Annotated in this window: 17 protein-coding genes; 12 read left to right on the top strand and 5 right to left on the bottom strand. The window is 44.1% G+C overall.

What is annotated here, in order from left to right; translation table 11 throughout:
- The first annotated feature begins 85 nt into the window (after positions 1 to 85).
- A complete protein-coding gene (locus EWE74_RS14115; RefSeq protein WP_130142155.1) occupies positions 86 to 385 on the top strand; it encodes a class I lanthipeptide in 300 nt (99 codons plus the stop codon).
- Between the two features lie 170 nt (positions 386 to 555).
- On the opposite strand, the gene EWE74_RS14110 is transcribed toward EWE74_RS14115, so the two are convergent.
- The gene (locus EWE74_RS14110) at positions 556 to 747 is read right to left on the bottom strand and encodes a hypothetical protein (protein ID WP_130142154.1); all 192 of its coding nucleotides are present in this window, start codon (positions 745 to 747) and stop codon (positions 556 to 558) included.
- An 876-nt stretch (positions 748 to 1,623) separates the two neighbouring features.
- On the opposite strand from EWE74_RS14110, the gene EWE74_RS14105 reads away from it, so the two are divergent.
- Genes EWE74_RS14105 through EWE74_RS14070 form a run of 8 tightly spaced genes read left to right on the top strand, consistent with a single transcriptional unit; the run spans position 1,624 to position 12,926 of the window.
- On the top strand, positions 1,624 to 3,042 hold the full coding sequence (locus tag EWE74_RS14105; RefSeq protein ID WP_130142153.1) for a hypothetical protein: 1,419 nt from the start codon (positions 1,624 to 1,626) through the stop codon (positions 3,040 to 3,042).
- Complete coding sequence (locus tag EWE74_RS14100; RefSeq protein WP_130142152.1) at positions 3,039 to 4,268, top strand: lanthionine synthetase C family protein; 1,230 nt, start codon at positions 3,039 to 3,041, stop codon at positions 4,266 to 4,268. The genes EWE74_RS14105 and EWE74_RS14100 overlap by 4 nt, the downstream gene beginning before the upstream one ends.
- Positions 4,269 to 4,270: 2 nt before the next feature.
- Positions 4,271 to 6,529 (top strand): lantibiotic dehydratase family protein, encoded by a 2,259-nt coding sequence (locus EWE74_RS14095; RefSeq protein ID WP_130142151.1) that lies wholly within the window; start codon positions 4,271 to 4,273, stop codon positions 6,527 to 6,529.
- Between the two features lie 9 nt (positions 6,530 to 6,538).
- Positions 6,539 to 7,444 (top strand): thiopeptide-type bacteriocin biosynthesis protein, encoded by a 906-nt coding sequence (locus tag EWE74_RS14090; RefSeq protein WP_130142150.1) that lies wholly within the window; start codon positions 6,539 to 6,541, stop codon positions 7,442 to 7,444.
- Positions 7,437 to 8,546 (top strand): glycosyltransferase family A protein, encoded by a 1,110-nt coding sequence (locus EWE74_RS14085; RefSeq protein ID WP_165384722.1) that lies wholly within the window; start codon positions 7,437 to 7,439, stop codon positions 8,544 to 8,546. Before EWE74_RS14090 ends, EWE74_RS14085 begins: the two co-directional genes overlap by 8 nt.
- A gap of 2 nt (positions 8,547 to 8,548) precedes the next feature.
- Positions 8,549 to 9,430 (top strand): hypothetical protein, encoded by an 882-nt coding sequence (locus EWE74_RS14080; protein ID WP_130142148.1) that lies wholly within the window; start codon positions 8,549 to 8,551, stop codon positions 9,428 to 9,430.
- 30 nt (positions 9,431 to 9,460) lie between these two features.
- Positions 9,461 to 11,644, top strand: coding sequence for a peptidase domain-containing ABC transporter (locus EWE74_RS14075; protein ID WP_206365237.1), 2,184 nt, complete (start codon positions 9,461 to 9,463; stop codon positions 11,642 to 11,644).
- A 34-nt stretch (positions 11,645 to 11,678) separates the two neighbouring features.
- Entirely contained in the window at positions 11,679 to 12,926 is a 1,248-nt protein-coding gene (locus EWE74_RS14070; RefSeq protein WP_165384721.1) for an HlyD family secretion protein, read from the top strand.
- Positions 12,927 to 13,034: 108 nt separating this feature from the next.
- Here EWE74_RS14070 and EWE74_RS14065 read toward each other — a convergent pair whose 3' ends face one another.
- Entirely contained in the window at positions 13,035 to 13,796 is a 762-nt protein-coding gene (locus EWE74_RS14065; protein ID WP_130142146.1) for a beta-1,6-N-acetylglucosaminyltransferase, read from the bottom strand.
- Positions 13,797 to 14,093: 297 nt separating this feature from the next.
- Between EWE74_RS14065 and EWE74_RS14060 the strand changes: the two genes are divergently transcribed.
- The 3 genes from EWE74_RS14060 to EWE74_RS14050 all read left to right on the top strand — a co-directional run bounded on the left by EWE74_RS14060 (position 14,094) and on the right by EWE74_RS14050 (position 19,322).
- Positions 14,094 to 15,254, top strand: coding sequence for a TlpA family protein disulfide reductase (locus EWE74_RS14060; protein WP_130142145.1), 1,161 nt, complete (start codon positions 14,094 to 14,096; stop codon positions 15,252 to 15,254).
- Between the two features lie 198 nt (positions 15,255 to 15,452).
- Positions 15,453 to 18,326 carry an aminomethyl-transferring glycine dehydrogenase gene (gene gcvP / locus EWE74_RS14055; RefSeq protein ID WP_130142144.1) on the top strand — a complete coding sequence of 958 codons (2,874 nt, stop codon included), beginning with the start codon at positions 15,453 to 15,455 and terminating at the stop codon, positions 18,324 to 18,326.
- Positions 18,327 to 18,500: 174 nt separating this feature from the next.
- A complete protein-coding gene (locus EWE74_RS14050; protein ID WP_130142143.1) occupies positions 18,501 to 19,322 on the top strand; it encodes an N-acetylmuramoyl-L-alanine amidase in 822 nt (273 codons plus the stop codon).
- Positions 19,323 to 19,334: 12 nt separating this feature from the next.
- Here the strand turns inward: EWE74_RS14050 and EWE74_RS14045 are convergent, their stop codons facing one another.
- From EWE74_RS14045 to EWE74_RS14035, 3 genes are all read right to left on the bottom strand, one after another.
- On the bottom strand, positions 19,335 to 20,648 hold the full coding sequence (locus EWE74_RS14045; RefSeq protein WP_130142142.1) for a nicotinamide mononucleotide adenylyltransferase: 1,314 nt from the start codon (positions 20,646 to 20,648) through the stop codon (positions 19,335 to 19,337).
- A 71-nt stretch (positions 20,649 to 20,719) separates the two neighbouring features.
- Entirely contained in the window at positions 20,720 to 21,262 is a 543-nt protein-coding gene (locus EWE74_RS14040) for an NUDIX hydrolase (protein WP_130142427.1), read from the bottom strand.
- 2 nt (positions 21,263 to 21,264) lie between these two features.
- Positions 21,265 to 23,001, bottom strand: coding sequence for a phospho-sugar mutase (locus tag EWE74_RS14035; RefSeq protein WP_130142141.1), 1,737 nt, complete (start codon positions 22,999 to 23,001; stop codon positions 21,265 to 21,267).
- Positions 23,002 to 23,004 lie beyond the last annotated feature (3 nt).

The following is a 23,004-nucleotide window of genomic DNA, read 5'->3' as shown; positions in this document are numbered from 1 at the left end:
GCGCCTGCAAAGAGCCCGTTTTTCAACGGGCGGTAGAATTAATTAAGTTTCGAAAATACGGCATTGGCCGTTAATTTCCTAAAAAATGAAAAAGTTAAAATTAAACAAAACCGTTATTTCTAATTTAACAAGGGAAGAAGCAGGACAAATTGTGGGTGGGGGAATCACCGATGGCTGTCAAACTCTAATCCATGAAGGCTGCCCTCCCGGAGGTAGTTGGGATAATTGCTCCAATGCATGTACGGATGCGTGTTATGGTTATACCGATAATCCGGCAATATGTGCCAATACAGGTTTGGGAGCTACCTGCAGCGGATGTCAGACCGATTATGGCTGTCCTCCACTCAGCGACGGACCCTATACTGTTTGCGGCACGGTGTGCTAATTAGTGGTGGCGGTACATGGACCTATCGGGCTGTGTACCGCTATATTGTAAGTCAACAACCCATCAGCGATATGATGTCAACAATAAGGTTTATCTATTCATTACTTTGGCTGATTCTTCTTAGCCCCTCCTTAAATGCGCAGGATGGGGATAATGTTCCATCTGCTGTTTCAAAGCTGCGGAAACAGCTCTCCGTCTATACGAGGGAGCTCCCAAGTAGCAATCTGTACCTGCATCTGGACAAAAACATCTACTCGCCTGAGGAGACGATATGGTTCAAGGCCTATCTGTTGGGCGACACCTCCCAGAAAGCAAAGATTCTCTATATACGTATTGTTGACGAATGCCGGATAGAGAGGCATAATGCTCAGTTTCCTGTTTACGACATACGGGCACATGGGAACATCGGGCTGTCCAAACCTGGCAAGAGGTATATATTCGGATCCAATAGACTTTTTTTCGATCCACCGAGGACGCTGCTGGAGGGTAATTATCTGCTATACGCCTATACGGACCGTATGGTTGCCGTGGGGGATACGAACGTATTCGTGCAGCCGATCCGGATCAGCCGGAGCACGGGAAGGCGGCTGGAGGCCAGTGCGGAGGTGACCGAAATGGCACAGCTGGAAAAGAACGGAAAAGTCCGGGTAAAAGCCGTTGTCAGGGATTTCGGTTCCCCTGCAGCAGGTATAAAAGGTGAATACCAGTTGCTTTCTGCGGGGAAGGAGATTAAATACGGCAGGGTGACGACCAACATCTTCGGGGAGGCCTTCCTGGATTTCACATATCCGGACCTTTCGGACAACCAGTCGCTGGAGGTTAAGCTGCTGTTCACCAGGGGCAGCGATTATGCCGAACTATCGCTGAACCTGCCGCACCGGGGAAACCCCCTGACGGTGAACTGTTACCCCGAAGGCGGCAGGTTTGTGCCGGGTGGACGCGTCGCCATAGAGGTGCTGGACATCCATGGCAATCCCGTGGAAACCGATATTCAGGTGAAGGAAGGGAACAACCTTATCACAGGCCTACATACCGGCCGCCGGGGTATTGGCACCGTCGAACTTCCCGACGCCACGGGTGTACGGTACGTTGTCCGGACACCCGATGGCCGGGGCCGGAAGACATTTGAAGTCCCCCCTGCCGATCAGCCTGAAGGATACAGCCTGAAGGTCTACCGGGATAGCACCGGCGTCAGCGCCGTTGTACACAACCGCGGCACACCGGGCAATGCGCTGCTTGTGCTGAGGTCGAGGGGGAATATCCTATGGAACGCACCCGTAGCCGTCATACCCGGAGATTCGGCAATCGTCAGGGTACCTACCGCGGATTTTCCAAAGGGCATCCTGAGCCTGGCGGTATTCGACGGGAATAACAGACCGTGGGCCGAGCGGCTGTTTATGAATAAGGAGCAGGATGATTATCGGGTAGGCATCTCGACGGACCAACAGGGCTATGGGACAAAGAAGAAAGTAACTGTCACGGTCCGCGTTACGGATGCCGCGGGAAACCCGGCTGTTGCCAACCTTTCGGTGACTGCCACCGAAAGGAACCGACGGGACAGTACGGCCTTTCGCAGCATCCGGCAACAGGCTTACTATGCCGGATTTGCCCGGCCGTTGCGGCAAAGGTTTTATGCCGCAGGATCTGACATGCCGGACGGCCTGCTGCTGGGCAGGCTGTGGCAGTACAGCAAATGGGGCAGTATCTGCGTATATACACCTAGCAATGCTTCTGTGTATGTACCGGATAGGGGTGGGACTACCGGAGCAGTGGTGGCGCCTCGACAATTCCCGAAACTCTTGCTTTTTGAGCCCACAAAGCAAAATGTCAAAGCGAAGGAGGTTGACCTACGGTCACTGCGAGGATTTAACCTCGGGAAAATAGATGCCGGTCCGGTATTCAGGACAATGACCGTCGAGGTCGACCCAGAGTCCGGCACATTCTTCGTACCGGACAGTCTGCTGCTGTCGCGACAGGGCCAAGAATGGGAAATAAAGATTCCCGCTATCCACAATGCATCATGGCGATTCCATTATCTAGTGGAATGGCAGGATCCCGATATCGGGTTTGACAGTACAGTGGTACGGGGTGGGCACCTTCGTCTACCAAAAGCAATGAACAGCTTCGCTATTGTCAAAAGCCCGACAACATCAGCATTCGATTTCCGGGGAATAAACCGGCTGGAAGAGATTGTAATAGGACGAAAAGAAAAAGTGGTGAAGAGAACGCTCAAAAAGACGAAATGTGAGGAGTATGAGGATATTATTCGTGAACACAGCTACAGTTTTCACGGCAAACATGTAATGAAGTTAGTCAAAGGATGGACCCATCCGTGGGCGAGCACCCCTTACGGTGAACCCAGAACCGTCATGTACCTCGGCTGCGGCCGTTACCGAGACATCAACTATATCAGGAACATCACCATCCCGGAGGAGTTTCCCCTTCTGGATTATGAAACATATCCCACCACTGAACTCGACATGCGCTCCACCGTTTACTGGAACCCCAACATCGTTACGGACAGGGATGGCACAGCCACGTTCAGTTTCTTCACCTCGGACGTAACCGGGGATTTCGAAATCGTGGCACAGGGACTGGACGTGAACACACTGGCCCCACTGGTGGGCACCGGACATTTTAAAGTGATAATAAAATGAATAAACAAAAATGGGAACCCTTACTGGAGGGAAATCAAAAACAGCTGGACACGATCATCGGTACACTTGAAAAAGAAAAGTTGCACAAGAATCATTCTTTACTGGGCGAGGGTAACACCGGCGCCGCGCTCCTGTTTTACCACTATGGTAGATATATAGGAAAGGAAAAATATATTGAAAAGGCGAGTTCTATCATTTTGGACAACTTTGATATGTATCACTCCAATGATCCCTCCACATATAGTCTATGCAATGGTATGGCCGGGTTTCGGTGGGCTGTAAATCATTTAATCGATGCGGGATTTATAGATGGGGATGCTGACGAATTGTTTTCTGATGACGATGCGTTGTTGTACGCAGTTATGGAAAAAGACATCGGTGAGAGCCGTTATGATTACCTTCACAATGCCATCGGTATAGGCCTGTATTTTATGAAACGAAGGACTGCTCGTTCTGCGGGTTACATCGCTGCACTGGTTGAAGGTTTGGCAAAAGCTGCTATCGCAGATCAAGATGGCCTAAAGTGGCTGTCCATGTTTAATCTGCAAGAAGGGGAAGGTAAAAAAGCAGTATATAACCTGAGTCTGTCACATGGTATGACGAGCATCATCAGCTTCTTGGGCAAGGTCTACCAAATGGGCATTGCACAGGAAAACGTCAATGACCTTCTCTCCCGAACAGTATCGTATATGTTGTCCCATAAGTTATCCGTTCCTGATGAAACCGGTTCGTTTTTTCCTTCGATGATTTCAGCAGAGGATGACCATCCTGTTTATGGTGGAAGGCTTGCCTGGTGCTATGGAGATCTCGGGCTTGCTTACATATTGTTGCAGGTATCGGGGATCGTTGGGAATCAAGAATGGGAAGAGATTGCCATGAGTGTATTATTACAAAGCACCACCCGTAAAAATGCGCTTAAAGAACGTGTAGTCGACGCTGGTTTTTGCCATGGTTCGGCAGGTATCGCTCATATTTATAATCGCTTATACCAGTACACGGGAAATCCGGTTTTTAAGGAATCTGCTCTTCACTGGCTGGACGACATGCTAAGAAAGGCTGTCTTCCCGGATGGGCCGGCAGGTTATAAGGCTTGGTATCCACAATCCTATGGAGGGTGGAAGTCCGAATTTGGTTTGCTTCAGGGAATTTCGGGAATTGGCTTGGTGTTACTTGCGGCCATAAGTGATGTCGAACCTGTCTGGGATGAATGTTTTCTACTTAGTTAATTATGAGACCAACAACTAATCCATACCGGCCATTTGAGCGGTTTGTTTTCAGAAGTCCTTTATATCCGTTCAGTACTTTTGTTCGTCATCTTGCTGAGATTTCCGCCTCTGCTGAATCTTTTAAAACGTTTTTTGCCGACAAAGTCATCCAAGAGGCTATCTATCTAGCCTCTCCTGTTCTTTTTGAAGAACTGCTGAAATTCCTCGAACGTGGTTTGCCAAATAAAAAGGAGGAAGAAAAGCTTAGATATTCCCTGGTGCGTTACCTAAGCCGCATGTCAACCCGTTGTACACCATTCGGTCTCTTTGCGGGGTGTTCGGTAGGACAGTTAGGCAGCCATACCGATATCTTACTAGAAGAAAACAAATGCTACAAAAGACACACCCGGCTCGATATGAGCTATCTGTGTGCACTTTCACAGGATCTGGGCAAATCGCCTGACGTGCGTTCGCACCTCCGATATTTTTGTAACACCAGCGCTTACAAGCTTGCTAACGAGATCCGGTATGTAGAATATTTTTATCGGGGCACCAGGCGTGTTCATCACCTTTCGGCAGTAGACCATTCTGAGTACCTTGCCAGAGTAATGGAGGAAGCCTCCCAAGGGAAACGTATAAATGAACTGGCGGCGCTTTTGGTGGACGATGAAATCAGTATCGAAGATGCATCTGAATTTGTCGCTGAACTCGTTGACTCTCAATTAATATTTAGCGAACTGGAACCGACTGTCACCGGGCAAGAATTCCTAACCAAGGCTATACGACACCTCGACCAGTTGTCCACGCTATCCGGAGGAAATGGAAAGGTCTCGGAGACATTCCACATTCTGAAAAAGGTAGAGGCTCTTTTGGAGACCGTAGATCGTACTGCGCTGGGTTATACATTCCCATACTACGGTGGTATCCGTACTGAAATTGACAGGTTACAAACGGCATACGAGCCAAAACATTTATTTCAGACAGATATGGTTAAGCCGGCGATTACCGCGGTTGCGGGTCAGTCCGTCATTACCAACATCATGGAAGCTCTGGAATTTTTAAATAAGCTATCTCCCAAAACAGGAGAAACAAATCTATCCAGATTCCGGGACGCTTTCCGCGCGCGTTACGAAGACCGTGAGGTGCCCTTGCTGAATGTACTGGATAACGAGACCGGTATCGGGTACGGCCAAACCAATAGTGCCGGCGATATTAATCCACTGGTAGATGACCTGGTAATACCGGTACTGAATAACAGCACAGTTAATGTTGCAGGGAACAAAGTACAATCGTTGCTGCTGAAAAAATATATCGAAGCTGCCACCACGAATCAATATACCATTGAGCTGGACGATCGTGATTTCAGTTTCCTGACAGCGCAGCAATGGGACGACCTGCCCACGACGATGTCAGTGATGTTCGTACTGCTCCAGGACGACGAAAATGCGAGCGAGATCTATATCAAGTCCGTGGGTGGACCGAGTGCAACTAATCTGTTGGGGCGCTTTTGTCACGCTGATACGCAGATCGAAGCGCATGTACTGGATATTACCCAAAAAGAAGAGGAGCTGAATCCTGATGTTATTTTTGCAGAAATCGCACACTTACCTGAATCCCGCACGGGAAATATACTCTTGCGTCCCGTTTTGAGAAAATATGAAATCCCTTACCTGGCGAAATCGGGAGTCGACCGGGACTATCAGATTCCATTATCAGATCTTCTGGTTTCCGTACGGAATCAGAAGATCCGGCTACGGTCAAAACGTCTGGATAAGGACATTGTCCCAAGACTCGGCAGTGCGCATAACTTCCGGATAAATGCCATGCCGGTCTATCAATTCCTGTGTGATATGCAAATGCAGGATAGGCGCCCCGGCCTGGCGTTCAGCTGGGGAGCCTTCGCAGGAGAGTGTTCCTGGTTGCCCAGGGTGAAATATCGTAATGTTATTTTGGCTGCTGCCAGGTGGACCGTCAGGCGTGACGAGATCAAAAACCTCATGGATGAACGGGATGATATGTTACTGATAATAGCTATCACTGCCTGGAGACAGAAACTCCGGATACCGGTATATGCCGTATTAGATGAGGGAGACAACGAACTTTTTATTGATTTTAGCAACATGCTGAGTGTTAGAACATTGCTGTCCACCGTTAAAAAACGGTCTTCCTTCGTGTTGGAGGAGTTTCTTTTTAACCCAGAGACTGCACCCGTAAAAGGGCCTGAAGGGACTTTTACCAATGAGTTTATCATGTCATTTTACAATGGCAATCAGAAACATTAAACGATTTTTATGGAAATCCATCCAAAAAGGACATTCATTCCCGGTGATGATTGGGTCTATTTCAAGTTGTACACAGGTTACAAGACCGCAGATATCATCCTGAAAAAGACGTTACCGACGCTAATGACACAGTTATACAACCAGAACATTTTGCAAAAGTGGTTCTTCCTCCGTTATGCTGATCCTGACTTTCATTTACGGATACGTTTGCTTGTACGTGACAAAAAAGAGGTATCTTCCGTGATCCATAGTTTTAATCAGTCACTGGCATCTTATGTACAGAATGACTTGATCTGGAAAGTACAGCTGGATACCTACCAGCGTGAAATCGAACGATATGGCATCTTCTCCATCGAACATGCCGAGTCTATTTTTCAAATCGACAGCGATGCAATCGTACATATACTAAAGATACTTGATGAACAACAGGCGGATGGACAACGATGGTTGGTGGCGTTGAAAATAGTGGACGACATGATCTCCGATTTTCAGCTCGATATCAATGATAAATCATCATTCCTGAACGCATTGAGCGATGACTTCAAAAAAGAAACGGGGTTTCACATAAAAGGATATAAACTGCAACTCGACCGGAAATACAGGACACACCGGAGATCCCTGGAGCAGGTGATGACGCTGGCAGATCCTGTCGTTCTTGCAGCGCCTGTGTTACAGATTCTTGAACGGCGATCGGCTGGAATCAGTCCTATCGCCGCAAAACTGTTACAAATGGAAAAAGATCGAAACCTAGATGTTCCTATACATCAACTATTAAGGAGTTTGATCCACATGACGGTAAACCGCATGTTCCGATCAAAGCAACGCGTATACGAAATGGTCATTTATGATATGCTTAGCAGGTATTATTGTTCACTGGCTGCCAGAAATAAACGTAACATCATTAACTATGTATAAGATATCATTTTGTACGGTCTGCATGAACCGGTTGTCTTACCTGGAGCAAACACTGCCGGTTAATCTGATCGACAATCAGGATTACGAGAATCTTGAGTTTATCCTATTGGATTACAACTCATTCGATGGATTGGAAAGCTGGGTGAGAGAACATATGCAGGCATACCTTGAAACGGGTAAGCTGATCTATTATAAAACCACGACGCCCGTCCATTTTAACCGAAGTCACTCAAAAAATTTAGTCCACAAGCTGGCGACCGGTGATTTGGTATGCAATATCGATGCGGACAATTATACAGGGAAAGGCTTCGCAGCATATCTGAATCGCGAGTTTAAAAATGACGACAGTATTTTTTTGACCGCCATTGATGCCTCCGGAGCCAGGGAGAAGTGTGATGTGCTTGGCAGGATATGCGTGAAGCGGACAGATTTTCACAATATAGGAGGATATGATGAACGGATGACCAGTTATGGGTTCGACGACTACGATTTAGCTAACCGGCTTGAACTAAACAACGTCAGTAGGAAACTTATGGAGAGCAATCCCGCGTATTTCGATGCGATCTCCCATTCGCAAGCCGAGCGGATTAACAACGATGCGGTTTTTATTAATCTGAAAGCGTTGCTGGTTAATTACCTGAGCCCTTGCAGCTCGGATTTCGTTATGCTTTTTACCGACGGTACGTTTAAACGGGGAATCGTAATTGATATAGAAACGTACAAATTCGATAGGCCGCTGACTGAGATCCAAAAGGCAGAAATGAAATTTAGATTTTCACTCAAAGACTTTTGGCAGGAAGGTAGATGGCAAGAGCATGATTCGCATATCAGTTTGTACCTCAGGGAATTTTTAGTCCAGAAACTTTATTTTGATCAGACAAAGAAATGTTTCTTGTCTCAAGTAGAGGATACAACATCAACCTTCTATCAGATTGTTAATCAGGATTTCATTGAGCGTTTTATAATGTTCTACAGCCAGTCTACCAACAGAATCATTATGGCGCAGAATGTGCTTGAAAAGCGGACTATTGTCAACCGTTCCGGATTTGGAAAAGATGTGGTGTATAAGAACTTTGATTATCAAACGCCAATAACTGTTTAAATATGGAAAATATCAGTCATCGTGTTATAATCGCTTCAGTTTATTACAACCGCGCGGATTGGCACATCTTCATCCGGTTTATTTATCCTCATCTAAGCAAAGCATTTGATGCGGGGATGCTTAACTGTTTCTATATGCAACTCAATACGTATCGGGGAGATCATGTGAAGTTGGTTATTCATCCTGCGGCACATTGTGAATCACTGGAAGAAAGATTTTCTGAACTCATCAGCAACTTTTTGGAGTGCCATCCGTCGGCCGATAATGAAGTGGCTTATCCTGTCAACGATTTTTTTATGCCATATCCCAATAACTCGGTTTGGATTAACCACAATAGAAACCAAACATTATTGTATACCGATAAGAGCAACGCTATCGAAGACCTACAAATGCAGGTATCCTTAGCCATGGTCGCTGCGCTCGGCGATGAAGAGATTACACTGGAAAGTACTGTGTCATTTTTAGTTTATATGCATCTGGTGATGCTCTATACTATCTGTGATGACTTTAGACAAGCGCAGGTCTTCCTTAACGAATTAATCTATTCGGACCAGACTAAACTGCCACCGGAAGAGATCAGGAACCAGGAAAAAGAATCTGCCTGGTTTTTTTTCCAACAGTTGTTTGATGAGAACCGGATGCTTCTGGTCCAGATGGTGTATGATGTATGGAAATTGAGGGATGAAGAAAATGGAATGGAGTGGCTAGATACTTGGAAGAACAATTGTAAACATTTCCTGGACGGTCGGGACCTTCCCTCTTCGTTTTTTCATCTTAGTGGTCTCATTGCCAACCAAGCCAACTTTACATCGGCTGTCAGTCTGTCTTCTTTGACATTGAAACTTATCCATAAGCTTCTTTCTTATATTGGAACTCATCCTTGAACTATGGCTTTAACCAAATGTAATTAGCTTTTGAAAGCATTTCCCCATTACCGTCAGCAAGACAAGATGGATTGCGGAGCCACTTGTTTGCGTATCATATGCCGCTATTTTGGCCAGCATATCCCGATAAGCCGACTTCGCCGTCTCTCATATACCACAAATATGGGCGTCAGCCTGTTGGGAATAAGCGAAGCTGCCGAGCAACTGGGATTCCGGACTTATCGGGTACGTCTTAGCTTAGAACAGCTTGCCCAGGTCGAACTGCCCTGTATATTGCACTGGAACCAAAACCATTTCGTCGTCCTGTACCAGATAAAAAAGGGGAGATATTACATTTCTGATCCGGCCACAGGACTGGTGGTTTACGATGAAAGGGAGTTTACACAGAACTGGTTTTCGACCAAGCAACTTCATGAGGGGCTATCCCTGTTGTTAAGCCCCGGACCCTATTTCTATCAATTGGACGAAGATAAGCCGGAACTGGCACTGAAATGGAGTAAGATCTTTACCTATTTCTATAAATACAAGCGCCTATTCATCCAGTTGATATTAGGGATGTTGCTGGGAACGGTACTCCAACTAATCACGCCGTTCTTGACACAATCGGTTGTCGATATCGGTATCAACTCAAAAAGCATCAGCTTCATCAACCTGATACTAATCGCCCAGCTCATGCTTTTTGTTGGCAGTACGTCGGTGTCATTTATCCGTTCGTGGATCATGCTCCACATCAGCACAAGGGTCAATATATCCATATTGACGGATCTATTGATCAAGATCATGAAACTACCGATGGGCTTCTTTGACCTCAAGACACACGGTGACCTCATGCAGCGTATGTCTGATCAGCAAAGGATCGAATCTTTCCTCACAGGAAACACGCTAAGTACATTGTTCTCCCTTGTCAACATGATTGTGTTTGGGTCATTATTGATTATTTACAATAAAACAATATTTCTGGTATTCTTCGGCACGACCGTACTGTACACAATCTGGATATTGATCTTTATGAAGTACCGTCGGGAACTAGATCAAAAACGCTTCAAGATATCCTCGGAGAACCAGACTTATATGGTCGAGATGATACAGAGTATCAAGGACATTAAGCTCAATAATGCACAGAAGCAAAAAAGATGGGGCTGGGAAGCCTTGCAGGCAAGGTTGTTCAAATTCAAGGTACAGAGCCTGGCCTTATCACAGTATCAGTCTATAGGATCCATGGCGATTAATCAGGCCAAAGGCATCCTAATTACTTACATTGCTGCTAAAGCCGTCATTGAGGGGGAGATAACACTGGGAGGCATGATGGCTGTCCAATATATCGTGGGTATGGTGAGCAGTCCTGTCCATGCCCTCTTGGAATTTTTGCAGTCCTATCAGGACGCCAAGATCAGCTTGGAAAGGCTGAACGAGATCTACGAAACCGAGGAAGAGGAAAACATGCAAAAAGACTACCTGAACACCTTGCCGGACAGCAGGAGCATCGAGATGCGGAACGTGACATTCCGGTATTACGGAGCAGGCAACGATCCGGTATTTACGAAGCTTAATCTGACCTTCCCCGAAGGTAAGACGACGGCGATCGTGGGCATGAGCGGCAGCGGCAAGACGACCGTGCTCAAGCTGTTGCTTCGCTTCTACGACTACGAGGAGGGAGAGATCTGGATCGGTGGCAAGAGGCTCGAACAGCTATCCTTCTCCCTATGGCGGGACAGCTGTGGTTCCGTGATGCAGGACAACTATATCTACGCCGATACCATTGAACGTAATATCGCGATCAATGATGAGTTCCCCGATGAAGAAAAGCTCAAAAAAGCAATCGAGATCGCCAATCTCGACGACTTTATTGCCGAGCAGCCCTTTGGGTTGGCGACTAAGATCGGTACGGCCGGTAAGGGAATCAGTCAGGGGCAGCGCCAACGGCTCATGATCGCACGGGCGGTGTACAAAGATCCAGCCTTTATCTTTCTGGACGAAGCGACCAACTCATTGGACGCCAATAACGAGAGAGCCATCATCGAAAGCCTGGACCGCTTTTTCAGGAACAGGACGGTGGTAGTCGTAGCACACCGCCTGTCAACGGTCAAAAGCGCAGACAATATCGTGGTGCTCGATAAAGGGGAAGTTGTCGAACAAGGTACGCACAGCGAACTGACGGCAAAAAGAGGACATTATTTTGAACTGGTCAAGAACCAGCTGGAACTAGGAAACTGACATCATGGCAAAGAAAAATTATCAAGAAGAAGAAGTGCATTCAGAGGATCTACAGGAGATCATCGCCAAACCGCCTTCATGGTTGTTGCAACGGGGAATATCCTTTGTACTGCTGACCATACTGCTTATACTGGGTCTTTCAGTATTCATCCGTTACCCGGAGATCGTACCGGCCAACATGAAGCTGACAACGGTCGATGCACCAAAAATAGTCGTCAGCCGGACGGCAGGTCATCTGGTCAAACTGTTGGTCGAAGAAGGTACTCCTGTGACACCCGACATGGATCTGGCCTATATGGAGAGTACGGCAGACCATACACAGGTGCTTGCCCTGCTGGAACGATTGAAATCCATACGTGCAAAGGATAACATCCTGCTCAACCTGGAGCACATCGCTCCCCCACAGAGTATGGATCTCGGTGAATTGCAGAACGACTACCACAATTTTTACCTCGCCTACCTCAATTACAGGGCCATCGACAAGGAAGGTATATTCAACAAACGAAAAGCTATCCTGCTCCGGGAATTGGCCAATACGGATGATCAGAACAGACATATACAGGAAAGCTACGAGCTGCAAAAGCGCGAACTGGCCCTGGCCGAAGAGGAATACAATAAATACAGGATACTCGCCGAAAAAAAGATTGTCAGCCAGATGGAACTGCAGCAGAAAGAAGCCCTGCTGCTGTCCAAACGCCAGTCCATACCGCAGATGGAAAATAACCTGATCACCAACAACAGCAGTCTGCTCGCCAAAAGCAAGGAACTGTCCGAGATCGACAACCAGATACTCGAAGAGTCCAAGAAATTCCTGCAGGCGCTCAACAGTTTTATCAGCAGCGCAGAGAACTGGAAAAAACAGTATGTGCTGTCCAGCTCATCAACCGGTAAACTGATCTACGGTTCTTTTCTGCAGGAAGGCCAGCTGGTACAGAATGGACAAGAAATGTTTTACGTCTATACGAAGAATGAGGATTTCTACGGGGAGATGTATATCCCCCAACAGGCATCTTCCAAGGTGGGGGTCGGTCAGGAGGTGCTGATCAAGGTACGGAGCTATCCTTATCAGGAATATGGATATCTGCATGGAAAGATCAGCTATCTCTCGGACATCCCTCTTCAGGATTCCGTATTCTTTTCCAAAGTAGACCTCATCAGGACAGCGCAAGACTCCCTGATCAAACTAAAACCGGGCATACGAGCGGACGCAGAGATCATTACCGAGGATCAGTCTATATTCAAGCGGATATGGATGAACCTCACAAAATCCTTAAAGCTATAGAAATGCACGCAAAAATAATCCGGACAAGAATAAGGCCACAAAGTTATTATTTGCCTTTACACAAAAGCCGAAATATACGTCGATTTGTTAGGAGGAGAACGCTACTATTTAAATAATTTCAGTTGATTGTGTGATGTTAAATTTTCGAGCGAAAAGACTTTTTGATTTTTTTATTTGGCACAGATCTTTCGCTGTTAATATTCTGGGATGCTTGTAGGGCTTGTCCCACTTGATAAAATGAAGGTTATGATTGCGTAAATTATTGTCAATATAGGGATGTTCACAGTTCAGAAAGAGTGTTTGAAAAAAACTTTCATCGGGAATTTTAACATAACGAAAGTATTCTACGAAATCAGGGTTGCTTTTTAAGAACCTGAAAATAATAGAAAGTGCTTGGTACGGTATGGAGAACCACTGCGATCCACCGTAAAATTTGATTGATGTGGATATTGTATCATAGAGCGGAAAACGAGTGATACCTCCTTTATACCATATTTTTCGGGGAATCGGCTCATATGCTATAAAGATGGTGTCCGGATGGCTATTTAAGTAACGGTCAATATATCGGTTACTTTTGATCGGTAGATCAGCTCCGCTGAGTAGGACGACCCGCTGTCTTTTCCGTAACTCTTTTCGGATAAAATCAAAAGCATGTAGTGTCGCTTCGATCAAAGCGAAGGAACCCCAATAACTTGCGTATCGTTTCTGCGTAAAGTGGCAATTTTGTATTCCTCCGGCAGCTTCAACAAAAGGGGTAATGTCTTGATTTTGATCGATGTGTATGACGAAGTGATTTCTTTTTTTCTGCAGTTTATTGATAAGTAGACTTAACATCTCTGGAGAGTTATGGGCAAGAATAACGTATATCATACAGCGGATTAATATTTGCTATACAATATACATTTTTTTCGTTTTTTGAAAGATTTCAATCTCAACGATTCACAACATCTGTACAATAATATTATAATCCGAAAAAGTAGTACCGCCTGATCTAGAACGATTACCCTATCTTGTAATTTGATATTTAAACAATTAACACCAATTGACATGCGGCAATATCAGGACATCACCAATAATTGCGTAGCCATAATTAGGTCTTACATTAGGCGTGGCAAGGATTTTTCACTGCTACGCTTATTCTTTTCAATATTTTAAACAAGTTGTTATATGATGGTAATTAGAACACTGTTCTTGACTGTTTTAGTTGTATTATTGACGCTTTCCGCTGCTGTGTATGGACAAGACCGTGTTAACATTAAAATTAATCTTAGCGGTATTGATAGAGAAAAACTAGTGGTGCATTTTGACGATGGTATTGTCTTAGATATCATCAACCTAAACCAAGGTGATTCTACCATCGTTGTTGACCGACCTACTTATACACGCTATCCGAGCATGTATGCCCAGTATGACGGTAAGTATTATCAAGAATTTTTTATAAATAGTCCTGTTGCTGTTTTGAATTTGTTTTATGATTTAAATAGAAAAAATGTACCATTTTATGCTGATTGCAATATAAATATTACAGCTATTTATGATACGGTTTCAAATGAGATTTATCGTGACTTAAGAATAAGGCAAAAAGATGAATTGCTAAAGCTGAATGATCTGTTTACAAAACACGGAGCAGAGATTCGCACGAATGATTCCGTTGAATATGAGTTTAATCAGCTAACAAGATTAATGAATGCTAATTCAATGGAGTTCCTAAAGCCATATGCAGAAGACTTTTTTTCCTTCTATTATTTTAAAGACCAAATACTTGCATCAGTAGAATTTATAGAAGATTATCCTGAATACTACATGGAGTTATTAGCGTATTATAACGATACATTTCCGGAAGAATTTAGAGCTACTGGCGAAGGAAAAAAGGTAGTCGATGGATTGCTGCAGAAAATATCTCCAGTGCTTTTAAAGGAAGGCGCAACGATGCCGGATATTCATTTTAGAGATCTCTATGGGGATACCGTTCTTTATAAAAATCAAAAAGAGAATTTCGTCCTGCTGGATTTTTGGGCGAGTTGGTGTGGACCCTGCATACAGCAAATTCCAGATATAAAAGCGTTGCGAAAGGAATTTCCGGAGAACAGATTGAAAATTGTGGGTATTTCTATTGATCGTGATTCCACCAGTTTTATCAATAGTATAGAAGAGCACAAAATGGACTGGATACATAGTTTGGATAGAGGAAGTCTGTTGAGCGGTAAACTAGGAATTAATACTATACCACGAGTAGTGCTGTTAAATCGAAGTGGTAGGATCGTTTATAATAAAAGGGGAGGAAGGCTTGATATGGAGAAAATACGTGCTATTCTGGGGGAGGATTAGTATATCCATAGTTCAATATTCATTTCTTTAAAGCAATAGAAGACTTGTTGCCAGATAACACGACATCTGACTTCCGTTTCTATTAATTTCGAGGATTAAATCGTATCTTTGCGGTCTCAAAAAAGTATATGAAAGTATCGTTCTAAAAAGGTCTAAATAAGATAGTTTAGAGCGATGCTACGGAAAAGTTAAGCGCACATGAGCAACGTATTTTATCAAGAAAAATTTCAGGATCGCCACAATGGTCCGAGAGCGGAAGAGGTACAGGAAATGCTAAGCTATTTAGGAGTACAATCCTTGGATCAGCTTATTGAACAGGCAGTTCCCAGCCAGATTAGGTTGAAAAAATCACTGGCCTTGCCAGCAGCCTTGAGCGAACAAGCTTATCTAGCCAAAATCCAGCGTATTGCTGACAAAAATAAAGTTTTTAAGTCCTATATCGGGCAAGGATATTATGATGTGACGGTTCCTGCTGTTATCCAGCGCAACGTATTGGAAAATCCCGGATGGTATACCCAGTATACGCCTTATCAGGCAGAAATAGCCCAGGGGCGTTTGCAAGCCTTATTAAATTTCCAGACAGCGGTATCAGATCTGACCGGACTGGAAATTGCGAATGCTTCCCTATTGGATGAAGCTACCGCTGCTGCTGAAGCGATGTTTATGCTATACAGTGCGCGTAAAAATAAAACTGCAAATGTATTTTTGGTAACGCCTAATATCTATCCGCAGACATTGGATGTACTCCAAACGAGAGCGGTTCCGTTTGGCGTGGAAATCCGCGTAGCCGATCTGGGAGAACAAAACTTGACCGAAGACATATTCGCCGCGCTTATTCAGTATCCGGCCGCAGATGGTACGATCACGGATTATACCAATTTTGCAACGGCAGCTCACGATAAAAATATCATGGTATGTGCCGTAGCCGATTTGATGTCCTTGGCGTTGCTAACTCCTCCAGGAGAATGGGGTGCTGATGTCGTTGTGGGAAATTCCCAGCGTTTTGGTGTGCCGATGGGTTTCGGGGGTCCACACGCTGCTTTTTTCGCAACAAAAGAAGCGTATAAACGAAATATCCCCGGCCGCATTATCGGCGTTACTTCCGATGCTAGTGGTAATTATGCCTTGCGTATGGCATTGCAGACACGTGAACAACATATCCGTCGGGATAAGGCCTCTTCTAATATTTGTACTGCACAAGCTTTGTTGGCGATTATGGCATCTTTCTATGCCGTATATCACGGTCCGCAAGGGGTGAAAAATATAGCCACACGTATTAACGACTTAACTAAATTATTGAATAAGGCGCTGCAGGAACTTGGTTACGAGCAGATCAACAAAACATATTTTGATACCTTGCGTATCGTAGTCGGTGATCAGGCTGGTGCGTTGAAAGCAGAAGCACTTAACAATGAATTGAATTTCTTCTACCAAGAAGGTATCGTTGGTATTTCCCTTGATGAAACGACAACGTTTGAAGATGTAGAAACCATCGTGAAGGTTTTTGCCAAAATCAAAGGAAAATCTTGGAATGATGTGGAGTTACGTGGTCTAGCAAATCAATTGGAATCTTCTATTCCATCGGAAGCTGTACGCACCTCTCCTTATCTTACCCATCCGGTTTTTAACAGCTACCACTCCGAGAGTGAAATGCTTCGGTATATTAAGTCTTTGGAAGCGAAAGATCTATCGTTATGTCATTCCATGATCCCACTAGGCTCCTGTACGATGAAGCTCAATGCAACGACCGAGATGTTGCCGCTGACATGGGCACATTTTGGAGGTTTGCATCCGTTTGCTCCTGCTGACCAGACATCCGGCTATATGCAGCTTATTAATGAATTAAACGATTGGTTATCCGAAATCACAGGATTTGCGAAGATGTCATTTCAACCGAATTCGGGAGCACAGGGAGAATACGCGGGTTTGATGGTGATTCGAGCATATCATGAAAGCCGTGGTGAAGGACATCGCAATGTATGCTTGATTCCGGCTTCGGCACATGGAACAAATCCGGCCTCCGCATCTATGGCGGGGTTGAAAGTTGTTGTTGTCAAATGTGATGCATATGGTAATATCGATGTAGCCGATCTTCGAGCGAAAGCACAAGAGCATGCAGCATCCTTAAATTCCTTGATGGTAACTTATCCTTCAACGCACGGGGTGTTCGAGGAATCCATTATCGAAATATGTGAAATTGTTCACCAAAACGGTGGACAAGTATATATGGATGGCGCAAATATGAATGCGCAGGTAGGCTTGACCAGTCCGGGTTTTATTGGAGCAGATGTATGTCACTTAAACTTGCATAAGACCTTCTGTATTCCACATGGTGGTGGTGGTCCCGGTATGGGGCCAATTGGTGTTGCGGCGCATCTGGTACCGTTCTTGCCAAACCATGAAATAGTGGAAATCTCGGGCGAACAAGGTATTTCTGCGGTATCAGCAGCGCCATTTGGGTCGGCATCTATCCTGACCATTTCGTATGCATACATTGCAATGATGGGCGGTGATGGACTAACCGATGCGACGAAGACTGCGATCTTAAATGCGAATTATATCAAGGCACGCTTGGAAAGTCATTATCCGGTATTGTATGCAGGAGCTAATGGTCGCTGTGCACACGAAATGATATTGGATTGTCGGACGTTCAAAAGTGTCGGAATTGAAGTGGGGGATATCGCGAAACGTTTAATGGACTACGGTTTCCATGCACCAACGGTGTCTTTCCCAGTGGCGGGTACACTGATGGTAGAGCCTACGGAATCAGAATCTAAAGCAGAACTAGATCGTTTTTGTGAGGCTTTGATTGCTATCCGTTCGGAAATAGCAGCGATAGAAACTGGTGAAATTGATCAAAAAGAGAACGTTCTGAAACATGCACCACATACTGCGGAGATTGTTTCTGCTGATGAATGGAATAGGCCATACAGTCGCCAGACAGCAGCTTATCCGCTTCCTTACGTAAAATTGAACAAATTTTGGCCATCGGTAGGACGTGTGAATGACTCGCAGGGGGATAGAACATTAATCTGTTCATGCCCTCCTATGGAGGAATATGCTGAAGCTTAAAGAGCTATCCTGTTTGTAAAAAAGGGGAAGATTTGAAGAACTCCTGCAGTTTTATAATTGCAGGAGTTTTTTTATTTTTAAAGAAAACTTCGTGTTTCGATTACCGTAAAGGAGCTTTAGGAATTGGAGCGTTTATTGCTTTATCTGAAGTAGGAGCGAAGAAAAAAACATGGAATGAAAACGATTTTTATCTTTCTATTTAGCGGTGCTGTTTTGTTGTCGTCTTGTGGCGGTGGAAAATACGCAGCAACAGAAAAAATTTATAAGCAAAAAGCCAAAGAATTTGCGGAATTATATAGGGAATCTCCGGTAACGGAACAATTAGAAAAGGTTATAGTAAAGGAAAAGGAGTGGATTGCCGCTGTTAATTTTGGTGTCCGAAAACCGAATTATGTTATCCTTCATCATACAGCACAAAATTCTACTGAACAGACGGTCAGGACTTTTCACAGCCAGAAAGTAGGCGTTAGTTCGCACTATGTGATCGGACGTGATGGGAAAGTTTTACAAATGGTGAATGACTTGTATAGGGGGCACCATGCTGGTATAAGCAGATGGGGAAATGATACTGATCTTAATTCGTCGTCTATTGGTATTGAGTTAGATAACAATGGGACAACAGATCCTTGGCCGGATACGCAAATTGATGCGTTGATTAGTTTATTGCATTATCTGAAAGAGACATACAAAATTCCGCAGGCAAATTTTATCGGACACATGGATGTTTCGCCTGGTAGGAAGATCGACCCATCCCGCTTTCCTTGGAAGAAGTTGGCAGATCAAGGTTTTGGATTTTGGTACGATGATAATTTAGAAACTCCCCCAGAAGATTTTGACCCGAAATTGGCATTGCGGATTATTGGATATAATATAACAAATTTGGATGCTGCTATTAAAGCGTTTAAAATTCATTACATTCAGGAAGAGACTACTACCGCCGTTTTAAATGTAGAAGAGTTGAAAATTCTGTATGCTATCTTTAAAAAATATCTTTAATCTCTTTCGGGACTATACCGTTTTCACAAATTTCTCGTCGTAATTCTCAATATCGACGATATAATTGTTCTGTACCAAGAAATCGAACAAAGGTTTGGCTTCTTCGGCTACGGGCATATTCCGGGAAGTAATAATTTCATTGGTATTCTTATCTAGGTAAGGATAAGCGTATAATTTTACATCCTTGCTAAACATCCCCGAGATGTAAGAAAGTAATTCGTTGGTGTAGACCTCTTTGTTGTAATTATCGGTATTGAAAATATTCTTTAAGTTGGATGTGTTGGTTGCGATACCGACATGTTTGGGCTTGAATGTCTGGATAAACTCCGCCAAATGATTATTGCGCCGGAAATTGGAGACCATAATGTTGTTACCGGTTGAACAAAGGTATTCAGCACGCTCTGCGAAATAAGTAAGGTCCTCGTTCGTTATTCGATTTTCTTCATCGAGCACATTACCCATCAGTACCTCGATTAAAACGACTGTGTCTTCTGCTGTTCCTCCTGTATTCTTTTTGAACTGTTCTACAGCAAGATTGAAGAGGTCGAAGTTCGGGTTGGATTTCTGACGATATTTGGTGCGTAAAATGATGATATTCTTTTTGTACAGGTAATCTTTGATTTGTGCAGCATGGGCATCGGGCTTGAAAATAGCAGCTTGTGCAAACCCTTTGGCAATGAGATAAAGATTGAGCAATCTTTCGTTAGCATGTTCAAAAACAGGACCTGAAACTTTGACCAAGTCGATTTCTACGGATCCTATAGACAGATTGTCTACCAAGGACTCAATCATGGTCTGGGGATCTTCAGCGTAATAATATGCCGCAAAAATGAGGTTGACCCCTAAAATACCCAGTACTTTGCTCTGTAGACGTGAATCACTGTCCAATAAGCGGACGTGGATAACGATGTCGTTGACCGGTCCATCTACTTCATGTTGAAAGCGTATACCAATCCATCCATGCGGGTCATTAGTTTTGGTGAAATTAAGCGTAGTGACGGTATTGGCAAAAGCAAAGAATGTTTTTGATTTGTATTTTTCACCTTGTAAGCGTTCGGTCAATAGATTAAACTCGTGGGTGAGCATTTTTTTAACACGTGTACGACTTACATAACGTCCCGATTCCTCGATGCCATAGATAGCATCGCTAAAGGCCATATCGTAAGCTGACATCGTTTTTGCAATAGTTCCCGAAGCAGCCCCGGCACCAAAAAAGTTGCGTGCCACTTCCTGTCCAGCACCGATTTCAGCAAAGGTGCCATAAATATCGGGGTTGAGGTTAATTTTTAATGCTTTTCGCTTCGTTTCAAAAATCTCTCTTGCCATATAGCAAAGATACAAAAATCTTGAATATTATTCGGCTCGGAGGCTTGTTTTAAAAATAAAATTGGGTTTTGCTAAAGCAAACCCAATTTTTGAAAAGAATAAAAAAGAGCAGAAGTGTGTAACGCCTGACCTATTTTATTGTCAAAGAGGAACTGTTTGGCCTCTTCTATCCCCATAATAACAACCTCAATATCTTCGGAGCTATCCAGCTGTTGTTCTTGAATTTTCTTTCCCCCCTTAAGTACATAAGTATAGGTCAAATTTCCACTCGTTGCTGGATTTGCATATAGCTTACAGATATATTCTATAGAGGTAAAGGTATACCCCGTTTCTTCCAAAAGCTCCCGACGGGCAGCTTCCTCGAGGTCTTCTCCATCCTCGACGACACCGGCAGGAAGCTCGACCATAATTTCGTCTGCTCCGTGTCGGTATTGACGGACAAATAACAGTTGGTTGTCTTCCGTAAAAGCAACCATATTGACCCAGGTGGGATACTCTAAGACATAATACTCGTCTTTGATATTCCCATTAGGAAGTTGTAGTTTATCAACACGCAACGTTGCCCAAGGACGCTGTATAATATACCTAGAATCTAGTAAGGTCCATTTCTTCATCATCAGTCTTTTACGATATCAGCCATGATGTTTTTTACTTTGTCTCCCAACTTTATAAGTACTTGCTCGTATGCATCGCTAGAGGCTAACTCTTCTTTCACGGAGCAATAAAACTTAATTTTAGGTTCGGTGCCTGATGGTCTTGCGGAAATGACATCGCCGTCAACCGTAATGAACTGAAGTACATCCGATTTCGGTAAATCTATACTCGTTTTTGTTCCATCGGCCAATACATGCGCAATACTAGTGGAATAATCACGAATCTCTTTAACCTTTATACCACCTAATGACTGTGGAGGATTGGCGCGTAGATCTGCCATCATCTGCTTGATTTCGTCGGCACCTGCTTTTCCTTTCTTGGTAAGTGAGATCAGTTTTTCTTGATAGAAACCATAGTTTTCGTAAAGTTCCAACAATACTTCGAATACCGTTTTCCCTTGTGTTTTGAAGTAAGCGGCCATTTCAGCAATAAAAGCACAGGCATTTACGGCGTCTTTGTCGCGAACTAAATCGCCAACCAAGAAACCATAACTTTCTTCGCCGCCAACCAGATAGTTCTCTTTTCCTTCCAGTTTTGTCATCACTTCGCCAATGAATTTAAACCCGGTCAAGGTTTCATAATTTTTCACACCGAAGCTATTGCCAATGTCGGTCATAAGGTTGGATGTTACGATGGTTTTCACGATAAAATCGTTATCCTGCAGATCGCCCTTTTCTTTTTTAGACGATAGTACGTAATAAATGAGTAAGCTGCCAATCTGATTCCCGTTTAATAACTGCATTTCACCTTTTTGGTTCTTTACAGCTAAACCAACGCGATCTGCATCGGGATCGGTTGCCATGACGACGTCTGCGTCTAGCGCCTGTCCCTTTTGTTTCGCCATCGTCATCGCCTCTTCCTCTTCAGGGTTCGGATAGATGACTGTTGGAAAGTTTCCGTCTGATTTGATTTGTTCCTCTACGACCTGTACATTCGTGAAACCCCAGGCGGAAAGCATTTTGGGCACGATTATACCTGTTCCATGAATAGGAGAGAAGACTATTTTCAGGTCTTTTTGGGCAGACACTGCTTCCGGATGTATGCTTAGTTTTTTATTCTCTTCAATATAGATTCTATCAAAATCCTCCTCCACGAGCGTAATATTATGGCTGTCGCGCTCAAATTTAATGTCGTTCACGGATTGTATGGCATTGACCTCATGGATTACATTTTTATCATGAGGTGCCACCAGCTGTCCGCCATCGTTCCAATAGGCCTTGTATCCATTGTACTCCTTTGGATTGTGTGATGCTGTCAACATAACCCCTCCTTGACACTTAAAATGCCGAACAGCAAAGGAAAGCATCGGGGTAGGACGCAGCTCTTTAAATAAATAAACATGGATTCCGTTTGCCGAGAAAACATCTGCAACCAAATGACCCAATTCTTGCGAATTATTCCGACAATCATAACTTACCGCTACGTTAATGGTTTGATTTGGAAACTGTTTCTTTAAATAATTTGCGAGGCCCTGTGTTGCTTTTCCGATGGTATATTTGTTGATTCGGTTTGATCCCACCCCCATGATGCCACGTAAACCTCCTGTTCCAAACTCTAATTCTCTGTAAAAAGCATCTATAAGTTCTGTTTCTTCATTGTTATCAACAAGTTTCTGTACTTGTGCAACCGTATCATCATCGTATTCTGTGCCGAGCCATTGCTGAATACGGTTTCCTGTTTCGTTATCTATATTATTCATATG

This window comes from Sphingobacterium corticibacterium, from assembly GCF_004208525.1.
GTDB classification, from domain to species: Bacteria; Bacteroidota; Bacteroidia; order Sphingobacteriales; family Sphingobacteriaceae; genus Sphingobacterium; species Sphingobacterium corticibacterium.
Note: the sequence above shows the minus strand (reverse complement) of the source record. Positions and strands in the feature narration are given on the sequence as shown.

What these genes read in the sequence shown, in the direction of transcription:
- EWE74_RS14115 (WP_130142155.1), top strand. Translation starts at nt 86, where the DNA reads ATGAAAAAGTTAAAATTAAACAAAACCGTTATTTCTAATTTAACAAGG.
- EWE74_RS14110 (WP_130142154.1), bottom strand. Translation starts at nt 747, where the DNA reads ATGCCTCTCTATCCGGCATTCGTCAACAATACGTATATAGAGAATCTT.
- EWE74_RS14100 (WP_130142152.1), top strand. Translation starts at nt 3,039, where the DNA reads ATGAATAAACAAAAATGGGAACCCTTACTGGAGGGAAATCAAAAACAG.
- EWE74_RS14095 (WP_130142151.1), top strand. Translation starts at nt 4,271, where the DNA reads ATGAGACCAACAACTAATCCATACCGGCCATTTGAGCGGTTTGTTTTC.
- EWE74_RS14090 (WP_130142150.1), top strand. Translation starts at nt 6,539, where the DNA reads ATGGAAATCCATCCAAAAAGGACATTCATTCCCGGTGATGATTGGGTC.
- EWE74_RS14085 (WP_165384722.1), top strand. Translation starts at nt 7,437, where the DNA reads ATGTATAAGATATCATTTTGTACGGTCTGCATGAACCGGTTGTCTTAC.
- EWE74_RS14080 (WP_130142148.1), top strand. Translation starts at nt 8,549, where the DNA reads ATGGAAAATATCAGTCATCGTGTTATAATCGCTTCAGTTTATTACAAC.
- EWE74_RS14065 (WP_130142146.1), bottom strand. Translation starts at nt 13,796, where the DNA reads ATGATATACGTTATTCTTGCCCATAACTCTCCAGAGATGTTAAGTCTA.
- EWE74_RS14060 (WP_130142145.1), top strand. Translation starts at nt 14,094, where the DNA reads ATGATGGTAATTAGAACACTGTTCTTGACTGTTTTAGTTGTATTATTG.
- gcvP (WP_130142144.1), top strand. Translation starts at nt 15,453, where the DNA reads ATGAGCAACGTATTTTATCAAGAAAAATTTCAGGATCGCCACAATGGT.
- EWE74_RS14050 (WP_130142143.1), top strand. Translation starts at nt 18,501, where the DNA reads ATGAAAACGATTTTTATCTTTCTATTTAGCGGTGCTGTTTTGTTGTCG.
- EWE74_RS14045 (WP_130142142.1), bottom strand. Translation starts at nt 20,648, where the DNA reads ATGGCAAGAGAGATTTTTGAAACGAAGCGAAAAGCATTAAAAATTAAC.
- EWE74_RS14040 (WP_130142427.1), bottom strand. Translation starts at nt 21,262, where the DNA reads ATGAAGAAATGGACCTTACTAGATTCTAGGTATATTATACAGCGTCCT.
- EWE74_RS14035 (WP_130142141.1), bottom strand. Translation starts at nt 23,001, where the DNA reads ATGAATAATATAGATAACGAAACAGGAAACCGTATTCAGCAATGGCTC.